18 protein-coding genes are annotated in these 23,804 nt (G+C 47.0%); all 18 read right to left on the reverse strand.

Features of this window, described 5'->3' with window-relative positions; genetic code table 11:
• Window positions 1-264: 264 nt before the first annotated feature.
• The 18 genes from ADIS_RS21755 to ADIS_RS21840 all read right to left on the reverse strand — a co-directional run bounded on the left by ADIS_RS21755 (window position 265) and on the right by ADIS_RS21840 (window position 23,675).
• Complete coding sequence (locus tag ADIS_RS21755) at window positions 265-474, reverse strand: type II toxin-antitoxin system RelE/ParE family toxin (protein ID WP_010856905.1); 210 nt, start codon at window positions 472-474, stop codon at window positions 265-267.
• Between the two features lie 107 nt (window positions 475-581).
• Window positions 582-797: a hypothetical protein gene (locus ADIS_RS21760; RefSeq protein WP_010856906.1), complete on the reverse strand. Its 216-nt coding sequence runs from the start codon at window positions 795-797 to the stop codon at window positions 582-584.
• A 229-nt stretch (window positions 798-1,026) separates the two neighbouring features.
• Complete coding sequence (locus ADIS_RS21765) at window positions 1,027-2,103, reverse strand: hypothetical protein (protein ID WP_010856907.1); 1,077 nt, start codon at window positions 2,101-2,103, stop codon at window positions 1,027-1,029.
• A 10-nt stretch (window positions 2,104-2,113) separates the two neighbouring features.
• Window positions 2,114-3,499 (reverse strand): FAD-dependent oxidoreductase, encoded by a 1,386-nt coding sequence (locus ADIS_RS21770; RefSeq protein ID WP_010856908.1) that lies wholly within the window; start codon window positions 3,497-3,499, stop codon window positions 2,114-2,116.
• Between the two features lie 308 nt (window positions 3,500-3,807).
• Complete coding sequence (locus tag ADIS_RS21775) at window positions 3,808-6,291, reverse strand: hypothetical protein (RefSeq protein ID WP_010856909.1); 2,484 nt, start codon at window positions 6,289-6,291, stop codon at window positions 3,808-3,810.
• A 58-nt stretch (window positions 6,292-6,349) separates the two neighbouring features.
• Window positions 6,350-8,044 carry a RagB/SusD family nutrient uptake outer membrane protein gene (locus ADIS_RS21780; protein WP_010856910.1) on the reverse strand — a complete coding sequence of 565 codons (1,695 nt, stop codon included), beginning with the start codon at window positions 8,042-8,044 and terminating at the stop codon, window positions 6,350-6,352.
• Between the two features lie 24 nt (window positions 8,045-8,068).
• A complete protein-coding gene (locus tag ADIS_RS21785; protein ID WP_238325483.1) occupies window positions 8,069-11,311 on the reverse strand; it encodes a SusC/RagA family TonB-linked outer membrane protein in 3,243 nt (1,080 codons plus the stop codon).
• Between the two features lie 322 nt (window positions 11,312-11,633).
• The gene (locus ADIS_RS21790) at window positions 11,634-12,683 is read right to left on the reverse strand and encodes a FecR family protein (RefSeq protein WP_238325484.1); all 1,050 of its coding nucleotides are present in this window, start codon (window positions 12,681-12,683) and stop codon (window positions 11,634-11,636) included.
• Window positions 12,684-12,762: 79 nt separating this feature from the next.
• Complete coding sequence (locus tag ADIS_RS21795; RefSeq protein ID WP_010856913.1) at window positions 12,763-13,371, reverse strand: RNA polymerase sigma factor; 609 nt, start codon at window positions 13,369-13,371, stop codon at window positions 12,763-12,765.
• A gap of 192 nt (window positions 13,372-13,563) precedes the next feature.
• Window positions 13,564-14,496 carry a DUF4249 domain-containing protein gene (locus tag ADIS_RS21800; RefSeq protein ID WP_035807309.1) on the reverse strand — a complete coding sequence of 311 codons (933 nt, stop codon included), beginning with the start codon at window positions 14,494-14,496 and terminating at the stop codon, window positions 13,564-13,566.
• Between the two features lie 2 nt (window positions 14,497-14,498).
• Entirely contained in the window at window positions 14,499-16,868 is a 2,370-nt protein-coding gene (locus ADIS_RS21805) for a TonB-dependent receptor (RefSeq protein ID WP_010856916.1), read from the reverse strand.
• Window positions 16,869-17,158: 290 nt separating this feature from the next.
• A complete protein-coding gene (locus ADIS_RS21810; protein WP_010856918.1) occupies window positions 17,159-17,377 on the reverse strand; it encodes an HTH domain-containing protein in 219 nt (72 codons plus the stop codon).
• Between the two features lie 12 nt (window positions 17,378-17,389).
• Window positions 17,390-19,579, reverse strand: a complete 2,190-nt coding sequence (locus tag ADIS_RS21815) for a peptidase domain-containing ABC transporter (RefSeq protein WP_035807312.1) — start codon at window positions 19,577-19,579, stop codon at window positions 17,390-17,392.
• Window positions 19,560-20,984: a glycosyltransferase gene (locus ADIS_RS21820; RefSeq protein ID WP_010856920.1), complete on the reverse strand. Its 1,425-nt coding sequence runs from the start codon at window positions 20,982-20,984 to the stop codon at window positions 19,560-19,562. Before ADIS_RS21820 ends, ADIS_RS21815 begins: the two co-directional genes overlap by 20 nt.
• A complete protein-coding gene (locus tag ADIS_RS21825) occupies window positions 20,981-21,493 on the reverse strand; it encodes a TlpA family protein disulfide reductase (protein WP_035807314.1) in 513 nt (170 codons plus the stop codon). The genes ADIS_RS21820 and ADIS_RS21825 overlap by 4 nt, the downstream gene beginning before the upstream one ends.
• Entirely contained in the window at window positions 21,494-22,120 is a 627-nt protein-coding gene (locus ADIS_RS21830; RefSeq protein WP_010856922.1) for a hypothetical protein, read from the reverse strand.
• Between the two features lie 468 nt (window positions 22,121-22,588).
• Window positions 22,589-23,245: a Crp/Fnr family transcriptional regulator gene (locus ADIS_RS21835; RefSeq protein ID WP_035807349.1), complete on the reverse strand. Its 657-nt coding sequence runs from the start codon at window positions 23,243-23,245 to the stop codon at window positions 22,589-22,591.
• A 25-nt stretch (window positions 23,246-23,270) separates the two neighbouring features.
• Window positions 23,271-23,675 carry a DoxX family protein gene (locus ADIS_RS21840; protein WP_010856925.1) on the reverse strand — a complete coding sequence of 135 codons (405 nt, stop codon included), beginning with the start codon at window positions 23,673-23,675 and terminating at the stop codon, window positions 23,271-23,273.
• Window positions 23,676-23,804 lie beyond the last annotated feature (129 nt).

A 23,804-nucleotide genomic window follows, 5' to 3' on the forward strand; every position in this document is an offset into this window, starting at 1 on the left:
CGGAAAAACCGGAATCGGTGGCACAAAACGATCCATTATATCCAAAGTCTAACCAAACAGCCGTCAACTTATTACTGCCTTTTATTCAAGCGCAAGAAATTATGCGGGATTAGATGGTTTGAGAGCCAGGGATTATTGGTAATTCCTTCCCTTTCCAATTGCAAATTGGAAAGGATAGGAGGATGTAGTCGCAAACTACACCCAGTTAGAGTAAGTTGGGAAACTGATGTAGAATAACGAAAGCGTCAGAAGACCGGGCCTTTTTTAGTGAATGAGCTGCAAGAGTGCTTTGATCTGATTGTCAGAAATAGTATCCTGGTCAGACTTGTCGTAGATAGAAAGCAGAAAGACGGTATTATCAGCTACGTAGAAATGGGTAATCACTCTTGCCCCACCCGACTTGCCTTTACCTTTGGAAGTAATGGCTAGGCGGATTTTGTAGCAGCTGTTGCCGAGTGGCATGCCGATGGTCAAGATCAGTGGAAAGCTGGCTGCCTAATTGAGCCAATTCGTTTTTAAGGGAAGGGTATTTTTTGATGAGCTTTTTGGCCTCCTTGCGGAAGGGAGCAATGGTATCTACCTTATAGCTCGTTAAGAAACTCGGTTAAAGGTTGTGCCTTTTTCTTACCTGCCTTAATCTGATTTACCTCCTCTACGGCCTCTTGTAGTCCTTTCAATATCTCTTCCTTTGAAGAAACTTCTTCAGTATCCACCCTTTTTATGAACTTCAGGCTTTTGATGAGTTCCATAAAGAAGGGGAATTTATTATCGGGAATATATATGGTTATCTGTTTCATATTATAATTGATTTTTCAAAGGCTACTGATAAGGTGTTTAGGTTGACGGTAACAAGCCAGCTAAGTAGCGAAACTAAAGGAATAAATGTTCAGAAGCAATCTGGATCCTTCTCCCTTTTCGGATCGACTGATTGCATCGTCTTCACCATCCTAGTTTGACGTCAAAATCTGGTAGAGATCATCAAAAAAAGCTTACTAAAGATTGATTTATTTAGTTAACAGATACGCCCTAACGTTCCAGAAACTGAGCAATCTGCCGTCCTACAAACGCATTTTCGTGCGGCAACAAGCCCTTCAGTGCCTCATAGAGTCTAGGGTTCCGAACGTCATGCCGATCATATAGTTTTAACAACCGGATTACCTGCTGCCCACCCAGCCCGCCGATCATGCCAAAGGAGTGATCCAGCACGGCGGGATTAAGGTGACTCACCTCCGACAACCGGTCGATTACCGCCGTCTCCAAATTGGAACCAACCGCTCCGATCAGGTTGAAAAGCTCCAGCTGCAGGCTATCCGATGCCAGCTGATCCCGGGAAAGTGACCGAAGCAACAGGTATCCCTGAAAGTAGTCGCCCTCGCGAAGCAGGCGGACGACAGCGGCCAACGCTTCCCCGTCCATCTTTTGGAGCTGTGCCACCCGCTCGGCCGCCCAGGTTTGGTCGCTTGGGTCGGGGCTTTCCAGGATCTTTGCAAACAGATGGGAATCCATGACTGCTTCGGTCAGCGCACTGATCTGCTCCCGGGTTTCGCCATGCACAATGTTCCAAAGCTTGTGGGTGGTATAGGCGGCCCCCTCCACCACGTATTGCAGCACCTCCTTGGAAGTAGCACCGGAAACCCCGTCCACCTCATCCGATCCGGTGTCGGGTACCTTTACCAGTTCTTCAAAGGAATAGTTTCCCAAAGGCAGGAACGGATCTGCCAGGAAGGCATGGAGCTGCTCGTACTCCGCTTCGGTGAAGGGCTCGTGGTCGTATTTGCTGAGGTACTCCCCATCCAGCAGCTCGAAGCCAAGATACCTCCCGGTAATGTTCCAGTAGACCACTATTTTCAGGGGCCTGCACTTGTTGTCGAAGCAGATGCCCGTATGGAGGTCCATGGAGTAGTTTAAGGGGGTAATTTGGGATAGGCCATCCCGACGGAATTCCTGTCTGCTCAACGAATCGTTGATGGCTACCGATACGGCCACCGTGCCCTCCTCCTGGGTAAGGGTGGCGGACCGAAAATAGCGGATATCCTCCCCGCTTACCGTTGCCAGGAGGATAACTGCCAGTAGGGCAAACAGACCGTTGATCCAGCTGATCATGTGCTATACATTAGGCCCGGGCTTGGGGAACAATCCCACCATGCTCTTTTATCATCGCTTTCAGCTCCGCCAGCGGCACGTTGGCCGGTGTGACCCGGTGCCTGATGGCCAGTACGGCCGCCGCTGCGGCAGCCTGCCCCATGCCCATGCAGGAGGCCTGAACCCGCAAGGCCGAATTGGAAAGCCTGTCGCTGCTAAGGCAACGTCCGGCCACCAGAAAATTCTGGCTGCCCTTTGGTATCAGCGCCCGCAACGGGATGGTCGCCACCACGTCCTCTTTAAGGAATTCCTGGTAGATGGACTGCCCGTCGCGGTGCAAATCGATGGGGTAAAAGGAATAGGAAACCGAATCGTCAAACACCCTACCGGTCACGTAATCCTCGTGGGTGACCTGGTACAGGCCGTCTATACGATAGGTCTCCCGGATGGCGGTTTCGGGTTGGGCAGTAATCAGCTTCAGCTTCTCGCAGCCAGGAAAGGTCCGAAGCTTGCGTATCAACTTGAGCAGCTCGGCGCGCCCCTCCAAATTTGCCTTGGTATGGAGTTCCGCAGAGGAGGAATCCGCCCCGTGCACATAGACGTAGTTATAGGGCACGGTAGGCGGAAAGTTGTTGACCGAAGACTCTACCTTCACATCGTCATTGATCAGCATGTTTTGGCGAAGCCTGCTGTGATACTCTTGGGGTATCTTGGAGAGGTCCAGGGAATCGAAATCGTAGCCCCCCAACCGGAAGATAAAAGATCCGGGCTGCACGTCCTCCTCTCTCAGAAGTTTGAATCCCGCGATGGAGGCTGCGGCCGCATTGCCCGAGCAATCGATGATCTGATCGCAGGTGATCTCATTCACCACCCCTTTGCCCATGGTGGTTACGGTCCATCGCCCGTTTTGAAACCTGACCTCCGTCGGACTTTCGTAGTAGTGGATGGACACACCCGCTTCCACACATTTTTCCTCGGCCAGCATGGCGTAGAGGGCGCCGTTTACCGACACCTGATGCCTCCAGTGGCGGATGCTGGTGTTGTTGGGAACGATGGAGAAATTGGGCAGGATATCGTCGTTCAGCCGTACGGCTTCCAGGACGAGTTCCCAGCCAATGCCCCCGATCACCTGTTTGCCCCAGGCGTGAAAAATACCGGGAAAACAGACCCCTCCGGTGGTCGTGGTACCACCCAGTTGGCTGCCGCTCTCGATCAGGGTGGTGCTCATCCCTTCCCTGCCTGCCTGAATGGCCGCAACGACCCCGGCAGTGCCCCCGCCTATCACCAGTACCTGGGTATCGATTTTCCGGCGTTGGACCTGGTAGGGTTTGTGGTATGCCTCTCCTTTTGCCAGGCCTGGAGCGGCCATTCCCACGGAAAGCGCCCCCATTCTGGCCAATACGTCTCTTCTTTTCATATTTTCTTAAATGTATTTTAATGATCAGAATAAGTTCTTTACCAAAGATACATGCAGCATGTCTCTACCCCTTTAACGATTGTTAATTAATTGATTATCATATGATTTTGCAAGGATTTTGATGTGTAATGATTACACTCAGGCTCGATTCAACAAAGATAAATTATCGACCAAAATACTTCCATAATTCGGCGATAATTTAAAGAGTATGAAAGCGACCTGGAAGGTATCTATTCGGTTTTAAACTTTCTGATTCGTTAAGAAGATAAAGGCTTGTCGGGTTTTTTTACTCAGACGGCTATGGTACATCAATGGTATGTAAACCAGGCGGTAGCTTTACCATCGCGATTAGACACTATCCTAACCCATCTAGCTTGAAATCCCTTTTCAAATTCATAATTAAATGTTTCCCCCGGAGCGACTTCTATTTCCTTCCATTTCATCCAAGGTCCATGACCAATCGGTTCAATCTCGATAGTAAATTGAACACTTTGATCAGACTGGTGCGATAAGCTTAGAGAACGATTATCATAAAACCCAATGAGATAGGGATCGGAGGGTACTCCAGCTCTAATCTCACTGTTTTTCCATGGACCACCCCGGCCTGTTGGCTTGCCAAGCTTCCATAAATCATCGATGACACCAGCCCAAACGCTTGCTTTTCCATCTTCCGATTTGAAAATGTGCGGATTGTTTGTCGCATCGGGGCTGATCCCGGTCATCACTAGCAAACCTCGATAAGAGGCATAGTCGAAAATATGAAAATTGTGACTGGCAACAGGTCTTATTTTAGCATAACCATCGGCATTTTCTGCAGGTAATTCATAAAACGTCCCGTGAGCACTGAAAAGGTCACGCTCAGTAGCCACTTCACGGCAAATTCGCGTCAACGCCTTCTGAGTTGCGCCAGTGTAACCTTCATTGCCCAAAGGCAAACGCCACCTACGTCCCCTATCATCAATCACCAAAACCGAGGCCTCATCTATTTCGATCACCTGATCCGGAATGGCATATTGGTCGCGTATATAAGAGGAGATCACATCGTCGTCCTTTTTCACAATGTTCATTGCGGCATCAACTTCATAATACCCAGCCTCCTCAAATTTCCCATTTACAACTGTCCCCGCTAGCATACCCAGTGCTCGTCGATTATCTCCCAAACCATACAATAATCCAGCTTTGACTTCCGGAGACTGGATTTGGGCCAATCCGGAAAACATGCTATCGGTTTCCTTTTGGAACCTGCTTAAATCGGTATAAGCAAAATGTACGGTAGCCCGAGTGGCTTTGTCTACAGCTACGCGAATCCATTCACCTAAATCAGATGACTTAAAGGAATGATGTACAGACGCACCAGGCGCTACTTCGAAACGGATGAGCTCCGTCCATTTTCCGTTGCCACTGTTGTCGGTTTCAAAAAGGTAGGTAACCTTTTCACTGCCTTCATTTTTGATCCAAACGCTACGCTGCTCCCATCCCGCAAATAGAAATGGCTCAGATGGATTTTTGGCACTAACGTTTTCTGAAAGCCAAACGGAACCATTAGCAGTGTTTGGCCCCAGTTTCTCCGGTGTATTTAAGTCGGTAAACCAAAGGTTTGAATTTGATTGACCGGGGCCTTCAATCTTGCCTTTCGCCTTGCGTTTATTTAGGAACTCACGGTGAGCGGAGTCATCACCTCCAAACACCAACTGATTATTCCAGCGAGTATAATCACCAATAACTTTGAGATAAGCTGAATGCGGACGAATTCCCGCACTGTTGCTTGCAGTGAAGTTGCCCGGGAATTTCCAGAACATACCGTGCATGGTCATCAGGTAGTCTGGTTTTTGATCCGTACCCACATCGCGGATGCGGGGCCATTCGGTATTCCAACCGTGTGCACCATCGTAGCTGTGGCTGGCCTTGGGAAGCCTAAAAAATTCCCAGCCAGTTTCTGCATCTCGTACGGCAAGCAAAACCGACTTGTGGTCCCATCCAGTCGCCCAAATAGGATCCGTGTCTGGGTTTTCATTCCCGTGGATTCCTCCGGGCCCGGTCACCTCTACAAATTGGCTTCGGCGTACCAAGATCCATTCATTACCGTCCCACTCATATAGCGCCCCAGATTCAACGTCAAATTTTTCGCGGGCTTGTTTACTGTCTTCGCCGTTATTGGAATAAACCAAAACACCCTGCCCGGAATAAAGCCCCTTGCCATGAGCACCAAGCAACAGTTTGCTATCCAACGGTTCTCCCGGCGGCCGCGTCACGTTACCGTCTACGTAAAGTGTATTAACCTCCAGCGTATTTACGTCAACTTCATAAAAGCCTTCTTCCATCGTACCATAATAGATTTTACCACTTGGATCGGTAAGATGACGGGCATTTCCCGTGTGCCTGCCGGGCATTTGCTCCCAGGGGATAACCCTTACATTTCGCTTTGCATCGATGGCATAGGGGCCAATGAAAAGCTGGTTGCTCTCATTATGGATCATCCGGTTTGCAGGGGTTCCCCCAATGCTTTCAGGCCGTACAATCATCTCTAAATCCTCAGTTATCTCATACAATTTATCAGATGAGCCATAAGGGAAGTGTGGGCCATAGGTAATAACCCACAAGCGGTCTGCCCAAGGAACCACCGCACCGGTACCACATTCCCCTTCTTCATTGTAATACGCAAGATGGGGATAGATGCCACTAATGTTAAGTAAAGCATCTTTTGCCTCCGATACAGTTTCTTCATTGGTAGAACAGGCCGAAACGGCAGCCAGAAAAATTAGGGTTAAGCAACTTTGCAGATGAAGCCTCATTGTTTTTTTAAGCATTTGATTTTAAAATTATCCAGATAGAGTTAATTTCCTGATCGGGTTAATAATTTGGGTTTTGTGTTAGCTGATTGTTCAGGAGTCTATCAGTTGCCGGTATAGGCCATAAATACATCCTATCCTCATCAAAATCGTAATCTTGCAGCTGCCTCGCAAAATTGCGGCTAATCAACTCATCTGCCCTCATATCGACCACTCCATCATTATCGATTATTGGCAATATAATATTGTTAAAAGGCCACTGGTTTCTATCCTGATCGATTGGTTGCGGTAACCCCAAAACTATGCGATCCAATGCCTTTTTCGCCACCCGCCATCGTATCACATCCTGATAGCGCAATCCTTCCCTCATTAACTCCACCCGCCGCTCACGACGTAATCGAATCCGTAAACTGTTCTGGTCATTCTCAGTTAAAGCTGGATAAAGGCTGATCTGATCAACAGAAACACCATAGGCACGTGCTCTTACCCGATTAATGGCATTGCGGGCCTCTGTAAGGTTTTCATTTAATTCGATCAGCGATTCGGCATACATCAATAATACATCGGCATAGCGGAGAATAATTAGATTTGGGTCGGCTAATCTTGGGGCATCCGCCCATCGTTGTTCAATTCCCTTTTTCCAAAGCATACCTGTAAATGACGCGAAAATTGCCACACCTCTGGTATCATTATTGGTAATCATTTGTCCAGTAGCAACGCTCATAGTCCTGAGGGAATCGGGGTGAGGCTGAAGAACATATCCCAGCCAAGGAGTACCAAACTCAACAATAGTCTGGGTAAGTCTCGGGTCTCTGTTCTCAAAAGGTCTATGGGGATTATACAACGGAGACTCCGAAACTGTCAATCCATCAGAACATTCGAAAACATGTAATGCCTCGAACGTAGGAAGAGCAGCGCCAAAACCTCCCGCATTTCTAGGTATGTAATCACGCGTAGGCGTATTTCCAAAATTTACACCAAACTCTACGCTCATGGGAACGAAATAAATCAATTCGGGGCTGTTTGAACCACTTCGAAGAAACAAGTTCCTGAAATCCGGATCAAGTGAGTAAATCCCCAAATCAATAACTGCTTTTGCTGCATCCCTTGCGATCGCAAAATCGCCTTCATATAATGCAAATCTCGCCTTAATACCCAATGCAAAGCCTTTACTTACCCTGTTTTCTGTATTTGCCGGTAGTTTTGCAGCGGCAGCATCAAGTTCACTATACACAAATGACTTTACAGTTTGCTTATCTGTACGTATTATGGTAAGTGCTTCATTTAACGGAAGTCTGCTGGTTATCAAAGGAACATCACCAAATTTGGTCATAAGTATTCCGTAGAAGTAAGCACGTATTGCCCGCGCCTCACCTTCAATTCTATCATACACAGCTGGATTTATGGTTGATTTTACTTGCTCCATTTCTTCGAGCAAGGTATTGGCTCGTTTGACGCCATCGTATAAATCACGCCAATACGCACCAGACAAGCCAGATTCAGAATTCAAGTTGGCTGTTGAAATATCGTTTATTGCAGGTCCTGCTCCTCTATGATGTTCATCATCCGTCCAATAATCAAGATCTATTTTCCAAAGATTGATTTGGTATAGTGAATTAAGACCTATCTGAAGTTCTGCTTCGTTTCTGAAAAAATTTTCAGATGAAATGGCCGTTTTGGGTGCAAGGTCTAGTTCCGCGCAAGCGCCAAACAGCAGAGACACCAATCCCAAGACAATATATTTTATTGATTTCATTATCATGTTTTTTTAGGTTTAGAGCTACAGTTGAACTTGTAATCCCAACAAAAATGTCTTCATAATTGGGTAGCTGGTATTTCCTGCTTCTGGATCCCAGCCATTCAGGAAGTTACGTTGTAATGTAAAGAAATCCCTCATGCCCAGATAAACTCTAGCCCGTTGGATCTTGATTCTTTCTACCGTGCTGGTTGGTATAGTGTATCCGAATGTGATATTTTGAACTCTAAGGAATGCACCATTGAATAGCCAATAATCAGACATATCATAGTTTCTGAATGACCGTTGAGAAAGTCTTGGAAACTGTGCATTTGCATTTTGTTCGGGACTATTGTTGGGACTCCAGAATCTGTCTACAAGATTAAGGGGAACATTTCCAAAAGATTGCTGGAAGGGGCGGACCTGCATAGGATCATACCTTCGGTTTTGAAGACCTACCCCATTAAAAACCACGGAAAAGTCAAAACCTTTATAATCCAAGTTTATACTTCCGCCATAGGTTAACCGAGGTAATGATGACCCCAAAGGTATCCTGTCCTGTTCATTGATTATTCGATCACCGCTATCGAGTATTCCATCTCCATTGGTATCGATGGTAAGTTGATCAACGATCCAGATGTCGCCTGCAAAAGCACCTGTTCCATATGCATTGGCTTCTTCCTGTGTTTGAAAAAGACCATTGGTCTGAAAGCCAAACCATTCGTTGTAGGCAAACCCCGGCTTATTGATAAAGGTACCACCCCCACTCAAAAAGAACGCACCACCTAATTGATTAACCTGAGTATTGACAATCGTTGTATTTCCGAAAATGGAGTAGTTAAGATCTCCTATTTTGTTTCTATACCCTAGTTCTATATCAAGTCCTTTAGCTTGTATAGAAGCTACGTTGGTTCTCGTATTGGCAGGGAAACCCATATAGTTAGGGATATCTAACAAATCGATAATATCATCGGTCCTTCTGTCATAATACTCAAATGACATTGTCACCCTATCGTCAAACAAACCAACATCTAGACCAACATCAATGGTGCGCGTTCTCTCCCATCTGATATCTCTATCTGATAGGAAATCCTGCCTAATGCCAAGAGCCGGTCCCACCGTATTATTCTGATAGAATAGAATATTGGTAATAGGCTCAAAGATCCCTTGATAAGGATAGAAATTAAAAAATTCTGATCCACCAGTCCTACCAACCCCTACCCTTTCATTCCCAACTTCTCCATACGATGCTCTAATTTTCAGGAAATTGACAGCAGTGGGCAAACTAAACCTTTCATTGCTTACTACCCAGCCGGCCGATACAGAGGGAAAAAAGCCCCAGCGATTAGCAGGTGCAAATCTTGAGGAGCCATCTACCCTGAAGTTTGATTGCAGTAGATACTTACCTTCATAATCATATGATACTCTGCCAAAAACCGACTGAAGTGCATTCTGAGAAGCAAATTGTGTATTATTAGCCTGAGAGCGATCACCAAAAACAACAGACGGTAAATCTACCGCTAGATTCCGAGCTATGGATCCCACTTGCTCCCAATCCGTCCTCACATCTTCGTAACCTGCAAGCAGGCTCATGCGGTGCTTTGCGATTTTCTTCTCATACGTTACAAATAACTGATTGGTCAATGTGAAAATCCGTCTGTTTTCAATCGTCAGATCTGTTTGGTTACGCGGAAAAAAGCCCCCTCCCAATCGTGGTAATAAAGGTGGAGTCCTGAATGTTTCGAAATTACCGAATTCATATACCGGCGACATATTGCCTCTTAATACCAGGCCTTTTACAGGAGTTAGTGAAAATCCAAGGGTTCCATTAAAGACGCTTTCCTTTCCTATAGTGCTGCCACCTTCAACGGTTTCGGCAAGCGGGTTATCCCCGTCTTTTCCTTCACCCCATTGCCCATCCGTTCGAATCGCTGAAAACCAGCCTGGATACACTCTTGCTTCGGCTATTGCCCCTCCGCCCCTTGTATATGCAGGGTTTTGGGACGTAGAGTTACGGAAGGCTATATCAATATTTACATCGAGATAGTCTGTGATCTTGACGTCGTTGTTAAGTCTGAAAGTGAATCTTTCAAAACCAATATTCGGATGAATGCCATCCTCCTTCATATATCCAAAGGAAGCTCTGGTTCTAACCCTGTCGGTACCCACGGCCATAGAGAGGTCGTGTCTTTGTCTGGTAGACGGCGTGTTGCTAAATAGCTCAGCCTGCCAGTCGGTATCTGGAAATGCATCAGGGTTATCTCTATTTAACTGGACATAATTTGCGTTTTCGGTCGGGTCAAAAATAACACCTCCACCATCATTGCTTGACATTTCATTACTTAAGATTCTAAAGGTTTGTGCATCCACAAATTTTGGTAACATAGTTGGGCTGCTAAAGCCAACATCCATATCATAATTAAGCTGTAGCTTACCAGTTTGGCCTCTCTTGGTGGTTACCACCACCACACCAGCAGCAGCTCTTGCTCCATAAATCGCTTGGGAAGCTGCATCTTTTAATACAGAAATGCTCTCTACATCATTGGGATTTATATCTTCAAGACTCAATCCGGGAACACCATCTATCAAAATTAACGGATCATTTACGTTCAAAGAGGTAACTCCTCGTACTCTTATCTGTGAAGCCTGACCAGGGGCACTGCCAGTTCGGGTTACTGTTACACCTGCCATCCTACCTTGTAGCGCATCAGATAATTGAACAGCCTGACGATTTAGGATGTCAGCAGCTTCTACGGTGGCAACAGACCCTGTTAAATCTTTCTTCTGCTGGACACCATAACCCACAACAACCACCTCATCGAGGGAACTCTCATCCTCTACCAAGCGTATATCAATCGTATCTGAGGCTCCAACGACCCTACGCTGTGTCACAAAGCCGACAAATGAAAAAATCAATGTTGCCCCTTCCGGAGCAGAAATGGAATAACGACCATCTATATCTGTGACGGTACCTGTAGAAGTCCCATCAATCACTATCGTAACTCCCGGTAAAGGCTCCCCATTTTCATCCCTCACGACACCTCTTATGTCCGCCACCTCTGTGGACTCAACGGAGACCGCCTGACTGTCTTTTCGCTTAACCACATCGATCCCGTGGTTTACCTGTCGAAAGGTCAGATCGCTTTGAAGCGCTACGTCGCGCAACAAATCAATGACCAACCCCTGCCTTTTTTCCAAGGTTACAGATAGCTGCCTGTCCACATCCTGATTCTCATACGAAAACTTAAAGGGAGTCTGACGCTGCACCTCACGGAAGAACTGCTGCAAGGTCAATGTTTCATTGGAAAGGGTGACCCTTACTTCCTCGATGGTTTTGTATTGGCCGTTTGCTGCGGTGGCCGATACTAGGTTCAAAAGAAGAGTCTGTATTACCAATCCATACAGAAAGCACTTGGACAACATAATGATTGTCTTTAGTAAGTTATTTTTCATACTTTTACTTTGGTTTATTGAATAAGAAGTTTTGGTAAACCCAACCCTACGTGGTGCCATTCCCCAATGATCCCCATGTTAGGGTTGCGCATCATGCCGGAAAGGAGCTAGCTCCCTTCCGGCTTTTCACTACGAAGTGTCTCGTTTTTCCATAGGTTTAAAATCTCATGGTTACACTTTTATCATTTTTCAGTTCGTATTGAAACCCCTGAATGAAGGAAATGCTCTCAAACACTTCCTTTAACGTCTGCTGCCGGTACTCCCCGGAAAACTGCCAGTTAACACCGCTTCCATTTTCGATAATTATCTGAACACCATACCATTCCTCTAGGGCATTTTTCACCTCCTCCAAGGATGCCCTTTGAAACAGGAGGACGCCGTCCTTCCATGCGAGTACCTCGGAAGGCTTAAAACCCACTACCTGCATAGAGGCCGTTGTGCCTTCAAAATCCAACATCTCACCGGGGCTCATGACCACCTCTTCCCGGGAGGAGGCAACGGACACCTTTCCACTCACAAGAGCAATTTTTGTCTTTCCTGCTTCTTTCGCATTCACATTAAAACTTGTTCCCAACACCGTGGTAACAAGCCCATCGGTGAATACTGAAAATGGACGAAGACTGTCATGCGCCACCTCCAGATAAGCTTCCCCTCTTAAAGAAATGGTCCTTCTATCGGCTTCAAATTTTTCCGGAAATACCACCTCAGAGGATGAGTTTATCCAAATTTTGGTACCGTCGGAGAGCGTCAGCTGCAACTTCTCTCCCGCGGCAGTCATCTTTTTGACGAATACGGCTTCCTCAGCTGTGAATAGAGATGGGGTAACCGGATCGGTGGCAGGCGAGAAGATCAAGGCCAACGTCATACAAACCACCAGGATGGCCGCTACCCGAGTCATCTGACCAAGTTTATTCCAGAAAAATTCACGGGTTCTCTTTGAGGATCGGCTTCCCCCTTCGTGTATTACACCGGAAGATTGTGATTTTAGCCTTAGCACCTCGGCCATTACTTCTTCTTTTAAGCCAACGGGGGGCGTTACCCTATCTACCTTCGCCCGCAGCAACAGCTCCTTTGCCAGCTTCATGGTCTCCAACTGCTCCGGATTGGCCTTCCGCCATTGTTCCCAATAGACCTCTAGTTCCTTATCCGGGTTGTTTACCCAGCGGATAAACTCTGGATCAGTCAAAAAATCTTCAATGTGCTTCATTTCATTCACAGGAATATATAGTATTTGTTAACAATAGATCGGTCTAATTCATCTGCCCGAACAGGATAAGTACCTAGCCTTATAGCAATTTTCTGAGTTCTCTAATGGCTTTATGCATTAAATTCCGAACGCTTTGGGCACTCTCCATTCCCATAATTTCCCTAATCTGTCGATAGGTAAATCCCTCAAAGAAACTATAATAGATAATCTCCCGCTGCCGTTGGCTCAAATGGGATATCGCCCCATTTAATTGGTCTATCTTATCGGCGGATAACTGCCTGTCGATCAACTGGGATTCGTGGGAAAGTGTAAACAGAAAATCGCCGGGCAACGCCTCGATGGACTCTCTATTGCCCTCCCATTTGGTCAAGTCCCTAAACAACCTCCTTTTCAAACATGTAAACAGATAGAATTTGATCGAATCGGTGGCACCAAGATGGGCACGTCTCTCCCTAAGTTCCACAAACAAATCCTGCAAGGCATCCTTGACGACATGGGTATCGGGGATGATACTGTACCCGTAACCAAATAAGATGTCGAAATAAGTTTCGTAGATGAAGATAAAAGCCGATTCGCTACCTTCTCTGAAGGCATTCCATGCTTCTGAATCGGAAGAAAAGGAAGGAGCTGACAAGGGATTGCCGCTCTCGGCTTTTGGGTTACTTGTTAAAATCTTTTTTTCTGGCATTTTGGGTTAGGCAACAAATCCAGTCTTATAAACCCGGTACATTGATTCGTAAAGCCGAAAAACAAGGCAAAACAAAATCCAATTCGGGCTTTGAAAGGTAAAGCAGAATTATCAAAAAACGTAACCTTCCTTTCGGAAAAAAAATCAATTATTGTAATTAACTAACTGAAAATCAGTAATATTAATTCCAAATCACTCTTCAAACCTTAACCGGATGACGTGCTCGGCAGTATTCCTTGCCATAAAAATCCCCAGTCCATTTTCCACGTTGGTATGTACCAACACCGGCTGGGACAGAAAATCTCCCCGGTTGTAAAACTGTAAGTCGGCAGTATCGTAGTACCTGTAATAGGATTCGGATACGTGTGCAAGATGCAGCGTTACCTCCAGCAGTTCGTAATCGGTGGGAACGGTGGTCCGAAAGACCAATTCCGCATCCTGCCCCGGCAACAAGGCATCTCCAAACAGCAGCACACTGCGCATGAGATGGTCCTTTTCAAACGAGGGATTGACCGGTCTGGGATATAAGTCTGAAAAATACATACTCAAAAACGGTTGTCCTTCTACTTCCACCGTGTCGCTGCCAAAAACCCTCCCTGACAGCTCGTAAAAGTTCCGTCCGGGAGGATCTGTAAAACGAACCCGAAATTCCACCAATTCGGAGTTTTGCCAAGATCCATCCGGTCCCAAGCGGGTTATCTCGACCGATTGTATCGGTACTTGGGCAGGCACTACCTGTGAAGTCCGTATGGTTTCATAACCAGGTGCTTCCGCCACGAGGCTATAGGATTGATTAGGGTGAAAGACAAAGTCTGAAAGGCGGTAGAAGGCATTCGGATCGAAAGGCCTACTCCTGTCCACGTATTCCAAGGAATACCTATCTCCCGCCTCCGTCTCCAAATACACATCAGCATTCGAAATCAGGTCAAAAAACTCTTCGTACTCTCGTCCCTCCAGGATTCCACGGGATCGGGTGAGGTACACCTTCAAGGTATCCGAGGGATCCAAAAGGGCATTTAACACGATCCTAGGTTCCTGCCCAGGCAGGTCTACCTCCAAAAACTGCTCGCAAGAGAGCAAGACCAGCAATCCGACGGGTAGGATATATCTTGTTAGGCGACTCATGATTAAAAGGTAAATCGGTAGGAGACGGATGGCACGATGGGAAACAAGCTAAACTGCCGCAACTGGTTTCGCTGCTGGTCATGGTTCCAGCTAATATCCATAAAGAAGGGGTTCAGTCGGCTGTACACATTGTACACCGACACATTCCAAATTCTTCTTCCCCATTTCTTCGTTTTGTGGAAATTGATCCCAGCATCCAAGCGATGGTAGCTACGCATCTGGAAGTTGTTTCGGGACTCAAAATAATCCAGGTAAAGGCCTCCAAAGCGCATAGAGCTATTGTTTACCACGGAGGTGGCGTGCTGATACCGCTGGGTGGGGACGGTGATAAAGTTTCCTGTTCCAAACACCCAGGTGCCGGACAGGTCAATTCGGTCGGTCAACTGATGAACGGCAACCACACTGATATCGTGTCTTCGATCATACCGAAACGGAAACCATGCCCCTTCGTTGAGGTCGTCGAAACGTCTATCGGTTTTGGATAGGGTATACCCAACCCAACCGGTGGTTTTTCCGGTCTTTTTTTGCAGTAGCAATTCCACCCCGGAGCTTCTGCCCTCGCCGGAAGTCACTTTGTTTTGCCAATCTTCGGTGGTGTTCAAAAAGGAGGCCCCATCGTTGTATTCGATCACCCCATCCATCGTCTTGTGATAGGCTTCCACACTCAATTCCAAGCCGTACCCCAGGTTCTTAAAATACCCCACCGACACTTGACGACTTTGCTGAGGGGCAATACGGTCGGTAGAGGGCACCCACAGGTCGGTGGGCAGGCCTAATCCCGCATTGGTGAGCAAATGGATAAACTGAGCCATTTCCACATAGGAAACCTTCAGCGAGGATCCTTGGTCCAACAAATACCTCATGGCAAACCGAGGCTGCAGGGAGGTATAGGTTTTGGTCTCTGCGAGAAAACCGGACGCATGCGCCCCCACGTTGAATTTCAGTCTATCTCCAACCGAAAAGTCATCCTCCAAATAGAGCGAAAATTCCTGGCTATCGGTTGGTGTCCCTCCCTCCCGTATTTCAGGGCGTTGATATTCCTGAGACACGAATACTCCGGGGGTAAATCGGTGGTTGATCCACATGCCTCCCCAGCGTAGGTAGTGCTGCGGATTGGGGATAAATTCAAAGTCAGCCTTCAGCGCATGATCCCGAATACCGGAAAAGTAATCGGCGCTGTAAAAATCCCTGACAGGAGCCTGCCCCTGATTCCCTGTAAAAACATCTTCGTATTCGGAAAAGATCTTAAACCGATACTGGGTAAAGGTTCCGGTAAAATTAGCAAACAAGCGCTGATTGAAGATATGGTTCCAACGGGCAGCCGCTATGTGGTTGCCCCAGCCCAACCCCGCACGCTCCCGACTGGAAAACTCTCCCTGTGAGTTCTCCCTATCGGATTGAAATCTCGAATACCCCCGATCCTCTCCCCCATAATAACTAAGATACAGGCGGTCTTTTTTGTTAAAGATGTGGTTTACCTTGGCGTTCATGTCGTAGAAGTAATACCCTACACTTTCTCGGCCCCCGCTACTCCTACGGATAATCGGACTCGCAATCATATCCAGGTAGGTTCGTCTGCCTGAAAAAAGAAAGGAGGTCTTGTCTTTCGCGATAGGGCCTTCCACGGTTACTTTTGAGGCAATGAGCCCAAGGCTACCTTCCCCCTGAAACTTCTTCATATTCCCCTCCTTCATCGTAATGTCAACAACCGACGAAAGGCGTCCTCCATAGCGGGCAGGAAAGCCCCCCTTTATCATCTCCACGTTGTTGATGGCGCCGTCGTTGAAGATGGAGAAAAACCCAAACAAGTGACTGGCATTGTACACGGGCACCCCATCGAGCAAAATCAGGTTTTGGTCGGGGCTGCCACCTCTGACATACAGACCGGAGGCACCCTCGGCTCCGGATTGCACACCGGGAAGCAATTGGATCACTTTAAAAATATCCACCTCACCCATCAGTGCGGGCAGGTTTTTGATTTCCCTAAGCGGCACATTTACCGTTCCCATCTGCGTGCTTTCTTGGATGGGATCCGCTCGGTTACCTTCTACCACTACTTCCCGCAGCAGTCCCGAGGGAACCATTTCTACCGTCAGCAGCGTGTCCTTCACCAAGGACAGGTTCAGGGAAAGCGGCTCGTAGCCAACATAGCTGAACACCAACGAAAGTTCCCCCTGAACCGAGGTATAACTAAAAAAACCATAGTTATTGGTTACCGTTCCCTTCTGCTGGATCTTGTCGAAGATATGTACACCAATCAACGTTTCTCCGCTTTCAGAATCCTTTACGGTACCGCTCAGGGTGACCCGCTGTCCAAATGACGTCCCAATAACCACAAAAAAAAGGGCAAAGAGACCCAAAAATAAACGCATAAACGACCCCTAGATTTTTAAAATACGTGCAAATCTAGCTACATTTTATCAATATTTAATCGAAATTTAATGTTATTTTTTTGACCGATAAGCACCAAGTTTTGGCCAACCTCGGAGGTATATTGCATCCTGTACCGTAGGAAAAAGGAGACCAGACAAATGTTTGCTTCCCTACCAGAAATCCACCCGGCAGCACAGCCTCCTTTCTCAACTGGATTCTACTTGGTTTACAAGATGTATTGGACAAGAGAATGTATTCGTCACAGCTGGGGCACCAGTTTTGCCTTTTGCTAATTAACGGTTGCATTATCTTCAAACATATAGCTGCGGTCACGTTCCGAATAGACAATTTTTCGCCTAAAGGTGAGTTTTACAGAATCAAGGATATTGTACACGGTCCGTTCGGTCACGCCAAATTTCCGGGCCAAATCCTTGGGTGAGCCGGTTTTGCCTTTCTCGATCAGCTCAATCAGTCGTAGTGTTCGCTCGTAGTATTTTAGTCCTGCCATGGTATTAGTTGATTAAACGGTTTCGTGTAAATGGATTAATTGGCTATATGCCTTTGCATACAAATTATCCCCGGCAACAAGTACCGGATGGGTACCCTGGATAGAAATACATCCTTCTTCCAAAATCGCGATTCGATCCGCCTGCCTTGCAAGCCCTAGCCGATGGGTGACCAATACCATCCCCATCCGGTTTAGCCTGCAGTGGGCCTTAAGCAAGGCCACTATCCTGCCCTCCATGTCAAAATCCATGGCAGAGGTAGATTCATCCAGGAATAAGAATCGGGGCTTTTTATAAAGTGCCCTTGCCAAGCAGAGCAGTTGGCGCTGACCGCCCGATAGACTTCTTCCATCCTCACCGCAAAGTGTCAGTAACCCCTGAGGCAATCCATCAAGCAAGCCCTGAAGTCCGGAATCGGCCAAAAAACGGATCACCTTTTCGACCTCATTCGGATCATTGCTCAGTGCAATATTGTCTATCACCGTGGAATTGAAAACCTTTTCGTGCTGTGCCACCACGGCAATCTGTTCCCTCCAAGCATTCAGTCCTAGTGATTCAATTGACCCATTGCCCAACAGGATCCGCCCCTCCTCCGGAGTATAAAAACCCTGAACAATATCCAACAGGGTACTTTTTCCACTTCCAATTTTGCCGAAAATGGCCACCGACTCCCCTGCTTTCACCTCAAAGGATATGTTCTTCAATAGCCTGACTTTTCCGGGGTATCTGAAAGCTACCTGTTCTATCCGCAAATGGTCGTCTAAGAGGCCCTCGTTAGAAGGGCTGGCTTCACCGGGAACTTCAGCCTCCAACGAACTTACTTCGTAGAGTCTATCAAATGCTACCCTTGCTTCCTGAAGCTGAATGTTGACCATTACTACACCGGCAATAGCAGGAATCAACCCTCCCCCTACGGTCACCAATGCCATCATCTCACCGATCTGCAACTTATCACCCACCACCAACCACACCCCATAGGAAAATATAATCGTGATATACAGCGCAGACACAACCTGGGTCCCAAAACCAAACGAGTTGCCCAACAGTGCAAGTTTAAATCCGCTGTTTTGGAAAAGGCTAAAAATACCGTTGATACGGTCGGAAAACACCCCTTCCTTTCCGTAGGACTTCACCGTAGCGATCCCGGTAAAGGATTCAATGTACTGCGACTCATTTAGAGCATGGGCATCCATCATCTCGCGCTGAGCCAGCAATAGGGGATTATGGTATTTTCTGGCTACCAAAAAATAAACCAAGATCCCGCTTACACCAATTAGGCCGATTTCCCATGCATAGTAAGATAGATACCCCAGGGAAACCAGGATTACGAGAATGTTCACGACCATCCCTCCGGCAATCAATGAAACGGTATTGCGAATCCGTAGGGAGTCATTCATGCGGGCAATTAGGTCTCCTGTGCTTATCCCCCTGAAAAACGAGAGAGGCATACCAATCATTCGCTCTATAAAAGAAGCTACCAAACGAACGTTCAGATCCCTCGCCTGCTTCGCCATAAAAATCCCCTGAAGGTACCCCAAAAATGCCCTAACCATCAGTAGGAGGCCCAGAAGAATCAAGCCGATAAGGATGAACTTGGTGTTTTTCTGGGGTAGAAAGTCGTCGATCAACTTCTGGGAAAAAATCGCCGTGGACAATCCCGTACCCGCTATCAATAGGCCCAACACCGCAGAAACCATCAATATGGGGATATCCTGTCTAATCAACGACTGAAACCAAAGCCACTGGGACTGTGCCCTGGCACGTAACGGCACAAAAGCGTCAGTTGGATGAAGATCCAACAGGCACCTGCTCTTCCACAGACTATCGAGCTCAATCTCGCTAAGGCGCAGGATGCCCCAAGCGGGATCCCCAATGATGAACTTCTCATCCTCATAGCCAAAAAAGACCACATAATGTAGTTGGTTTTCTTTCTGAACATGTAAAATCACCGGAAAACCTCCTGTTTTTAGGCCTTCCACACTTCCTTCATATGCCTTGGCGTCAAATCCAATCTTACGGGCAGCTTGACTCAGGCCCAAGAGGGAAGTACCATTGAGGGTAGTACCGCTGTGGGTTCGGAGTTTCTCTTGGGAAACATCGCCACCATACCACTTGCTTATCATGCTGATACAGGCCAATCCACAGGAATAGGCCCCCAGCTGCTTGACAAACAACCTTTCTAAGTTAGTATTGGATTGCTTCACGGCTTGGCATTTTGGGTTGGATAGATATATTAAAAGAATAGGTTGACAGAAGGTCCAACAAACGTTTCTCCTCCATGCAATTGACGATATCCATCTCAGACTTAATTTCCCGTAGCCGATAGACGTAGTATTCCCTGTCTGTCAATACCTTGGATACTTTTTTAGTAATGCTGCCTACTCCATCGCTTCGGATATTGCCCCTTAAACCTAATTTGTGGTAAGCGACTCTTGCCCCACACCCGGGCTGATCCCATTTTAGGGACAGGGGATACACGAGCATGGGCACCTCTGCTGCGATACATTCTTTGATAGAATTGATGCCCCCATGGTTGATCATCAACTGTACGTGGGTAAGTAGTACTTGCTGGGGTAGGCTATCAAAGACCGCCACATTTGATTGGTTCGCCTTTAGCAGGCTGACATCGACGTTTTTGCCTATGTTTACGATGAAGAAAGCGTGTGGCAACGACGCTGCCACCTGGAAAATCCGGCGGAAAAAACGTACACATACCGGGATTTCATCAAATGTAACCGTGCCAAGCGAACAATACACAATGTCCATTCCCTTCCTTTTTGCCTGTTCCACCACAGCAGCAAGACGGTTGGATAGCGGCTCCACAGATGACCTGCTTTCGGGTAGCTTTCCCAAAAAATAGCAATGGTCGGGCGGCTCAATCTCTCGAAATCCAAAGGTCTTGGGATAAGTCACCAAAATGGGCAGTCCCTTCATTCCCACTCCAAAACACCGGTTCCAGTCAAAAACCTCCTCCGTAGTGCCAAAGGAAGTTGACAACACGCGGAGCTGATCCGCGCCACCACAAACGAGACGGGTGATTGTGCGGCTTTTCCATCGTATTAGACGAACCGAACACCAGGCCAGATAGGCCTTCACCCCATAGAGCACCGAGCTGGAAGGAATGTAGGTAGATTGAAACGGGGGAAGAAATTTCTGGTGTAATGGCAGGGTCATGGTGGACACCAAAATTGTTGGCAAACCCAGATCCTGGTAGAACAGGGCCTTAGCCGAATAGTGGTCGTCCAGTAAAACGAAGCGAGGGGAAATCTCATCCACAATTTTTTTATAGGCTGTTCGCTGTTTCCAAAGTTCCTCCTTCTGTTTTTTCAGTCTATTGCCCGAAATGCTGTCCAGAAATACTTCAATTGCTCCCTTTTCTTTAATCTCTTGGGAATCTGACCGGAAAAGAACTGGTAACACCACATACGCCTCGAAGCCATTTTTCTCGATAAGTCCCGCAAAATCAATGGAAACCAAAAACACCGGGGTAAATCCAATTTCCCTCAGCCACTCGGCCACTACCAAAAACGCCCGGACATGCCCCATGGCTGGAAACGGATCCAAAACCGCAACTCCCGAAATAGGTCTTCTGCTAGCTAACTGGTTCATCGCGCTAGTTGGTTTAAAATGGACTGCACCTTCACCGGCCCTCTAAACCTCCATCTTTGGGCACCGTCTTCTCCGAAAACAAAGGTCTCCGGAACCCCAGTGACAGAAAAAGCCGTTGCAAAAAGCTGCGATTCATCCTGTAGAAAGGTTACGAAACCGCCCTGATCTTCTTCAAATCCTGCTGCAACCTCCTCAATTTCCTCCCTTTCTTCCGAAGAAATAAAAACCAGTGGAACTCCAACGAATTCACCAAGACGCCCCTTAATCTGCGCCAACTCATGGACGCAGAGGTCACAAGTTGAATTGAAGTAGACGACCACCAGCGAGGAATAAGGAGCGGACTCAGTAACCGATACGCCACGTACAAGAATCAACCCTAAATCCTCCCATTGCAACCGTCGACTATCCTTGACAGATAAGTCCAAAAATGCCCTCTGTATCGAAAAAGCCATGCCTACCATAACCAACAGTAGGGTTCCGAGCATACCGTATTTAATCGACCTGTTCATTTACATGAAATTTACTGTTAAAAACATCACCAGAATCACCCAACAGGCCAAGCCTGTACCATAGGAAGCAAACACGATGCGGGAGGTAGCAGTAAATGTCAGTGACACCACCTCTTTAAGGAAATAGATGAGTAGAAAGACATAGAGAAACTCAAAAACATTGACCAGCTGAAGCGGATACACAAAAACCTGATGAACATCGGAACCAACCAAACTCAAAACAGACAGGGGATAATACATAAGGTACTGATCGTAGGAAAACTCACCAGCTGCCACCACGGCCACCTTTAGCAGTATGGCGATGACCAGTACACTTTCGGCATAGACAGCCACGTCAAATAGTTCCTTCAAACTTCGCTCATGATGTAGGTCAAGGAAGAACAGTCCAGCATAAAGAAGCATGGCCACCGTCAATGCTTTTAGGACAAAAAGCAAGATTGAAAAAAGCAAACTAAACTTGCTCCAAAACCGGATTTGCTCCACGCTTTCCAAAAATACATGTTCAGGGATATCAAGGTCACCGCCCCGAAGAACCTGGCTTATAACCATTTCCTCTACATCTACCACGAAAAGATTTACCAGGTAGATTACTATCGCATAAAAACCAATAATTAATAAGCTTCGCATAAAAAAACGCGTTATGGCGATCTAAACCAAGATTAATTAAACCCTCCGGCTATCGACTAGCCGGCCACACTCGTATGAACAAAACTTATAAACGAAAGAACGATACGATGATTTGACAAGAGATTCAGACAAAAGGAACAAAACAATGCAAAAAAACCAACACCTTCGCCTGTTTTTTAACCTTAAAGAATAATCCCGATTAAATTATCACTTTGAAAACACTACCTGTTACCAACAATACTATTTTAAACATTGTTACACAACAGTTTTTCATCAAATCATTACAATGCATAATATTAATGATTGCATCCTAAATTGTCAAGTGCTTTTCAAAAAAACAGGATAAAAAGTTTTAATTCAAAAATCAACGTGTAATAAAAATAAACAAATGTTAGAAAAAACGTAACAAATAACCAAAGAAACACGGCACCACCAAACCTCATTTTCCCCTATTGAAAATAGAAAGCTCTATTTACTGATCAACTCCTCAAAATCATCCCTGACATAAATCACGTTACGGCCGAGCTCGATCCAGCGCTTTTTCTCCAGTTGCTTTAGCAGTCGGGAAATCACCTCCCGGGAGGTGCCCAGTTCATTGGCGATCTCCTGATGGGTGGTGTGCAGTTCGTTGGCGCGAAGCTGCTTCATCTTGGTGACGATGTACCGCATCAGCCGCTCGTCCATACGCTTAAAGGCCACCGCGTCCAAGGCTACCAGCATCTCCTGAAAGCGGTGCTGATAGGTGCTCGACACGTAGTCCTTCCACTGCTTGTAGGTATCCACCCACTGCTCGTGCAGCTGCACGGGAACCGCTAAAATCCGGGTTTTATCCTCGGCTACCGCCCTGATTTCACTGGGTCGGTTGGCACTGCAGCAGGTAAGGGACAGGGCACAGGTTTCGCCGGGTTCCAGATAGTATAAAAAAAGCTCCCTGCCATCCTCGTCCGTGCGCAGCACCTTGATGGCTCCCTCCAGTACAATGGGAACCATGCGCACAAACTGGCCGGGCTCCATAATCGCCTGGTTGGGTTCGAAATCCATCACTTTGCCCTCACGCGCCAACGCTTCCAATAATCGGGTATCTGTAATGGCGGGCAGGCGGTCCCTCAAATCTTCTAACTCAATTGATTTCATAGCTGTCATCGGAAAATTAGTGAGTTGGCTTGTTTGACAAATAGTCGTCCAGCGAAAGCGTATTGGCAGCCATAAACTGGAGCAGAATAACAAAAAAACCCAAGTGGATCATCTGGGAAGGGTAGGCACTCCAATTCTCGATGGCGGCCGTTCCCAGCATCAAACACAACATGAAGGTGGCACCCGCCACGGCGGTCCAGGTGCTTTTATACCCAAGCAGCAAGCAGACCCCCAGCAAAAACTCCACAAAGGGAATGGCCAGGCTAAAAGGTCGCACCAGCAGTTCCGGAAGCATGGAATCCCCAAAATCGGACACCATCTTATCGCTGAAAGCGGTGAGTTTGGGCAGGCGCACCAGCCCATGTCCAAACATACTTACCCCAATGCCCAAGCGAATAAACAGGTAGGAAATCGGATTCATAGGATACGGTTTAGGTCAAACAGGTACAGGCCGTCTCCCCTTTTCTCCCAAACCGAATGGTCTCCGGGGGAAGGCCTGTGCCCAAAGTTGCCATAAATTCTGCAAATGCCCAAAAATGCCGGTGAAAGA

Source organism: Lunatimonas lonarensis, from assembly GCF_000390185.1.
Taxonomy (GTDB): Bacteria; Bacteroidota; Bacteroidia; order Cytophagales; family Cyclobacteriaceae; genus Lunatimonas; species Lunatimonas lonarensis.

Bases quoted from the DNA above. Each gene is read 5' to 3' on its own strand.
- ADIS_RS21760 (WP_010856906.1), bottom strand. From the start codon at position 797: ATGAAACAGATAACCATATATATTCCCGATAATAAATTCCCCTTCTTT.
- ADIS_RS21765 (WP_010856907.1), bottom strand. From the start codon at position 2,103: ATGATCAGCTGGATCAACGGTCTGTTTGCCCTACTGGCAGTTATCCTC.
- ADIS_RS21770 (WP_010856908.1), bottom strand. From the start codon at position 3,499: ATGAAAAGAAGAGACGTATTGGCCAGAATGGGGGCGCTTTCCGTGGGA.
- ADIS_RS21775 (WP_010856909.1), bottom strand. From the start codon at position 6,291: ATGAGGCTTCATCTGCAAAGTTGCTTAACCCTAATTTTTCTGGCTGCC.
- ADIS_RS21780 (WP_010856910.1), bottom strand. From the start codon at position 8,044: ATGAAATCAATAAAATATATTGTCTTGGGATTGGTGTCTCTGCTGTTT.
- ADIS_RS21790 (WP_238325484.1), bottom strand. From the start codon at position 12,683: ATGAAGCACATTGAAGATTTTTTGACTGATCCAGAGTTTATCCGCTGG.
- ADIS_RS21795 (WP_010856913.1), bottom strand. From the start codon at position 13,371: ATGCCAGAAAAAAAGATTTTAACAAGTAACCCAAAAGCCGAGAGCGGC.
- ADIS_RS21800 (WP_035807309.1), bottom strand. From the start codon at position 14,496: ATGAGTCGCCTAACAAGATATATCCTACCCGTCGGATTGCTGGTCTTG.
- ADIS_RS21805 (WP_010856916.1), bottom strand. From the start codon at position 16,868: ATGCGTTTATTTTTGGGTCTCTTTGCCCTTTTTTTTGTGGTTATTGGG.
- ADIS_RS21810 (WP_010856918.1), bottom strand. From the start codon at position 17,377: ATGGCAGGACTAAAATACTACGAGCGAACACTACGACTGATTGAGCTG.
- ADIS_RS21820 (WP_010856920.1), bottom strand. From the start codon at position 20,984: ATGAACCAGTTAGCTAGCAGAAGACCTATTTCGGGAGTTGCGGTTTTG.
- ADIS_RS21825 (WP_035807314.1), bottom strand. From the start codon at position 21,493: ATGAACAGGTCGATTAAATACGGTATGCTCGGAACCCTACTGTTGGTT.
- ADIS_RS21830 (WP_010856922.1), bottom strand. From the start codon at position 22,120: ATGCGAAGCTTATTAATTATTGGTTTTTATGCGATAGTAATCTACCTG.
- ADIS_RS21840 (WP_010856925.1), bottom strand. From the start codon at position 23,675: ATGAATCCGATTTCCTACCTGTTTATTCGCTTGGGCATTGGGGTAAGT.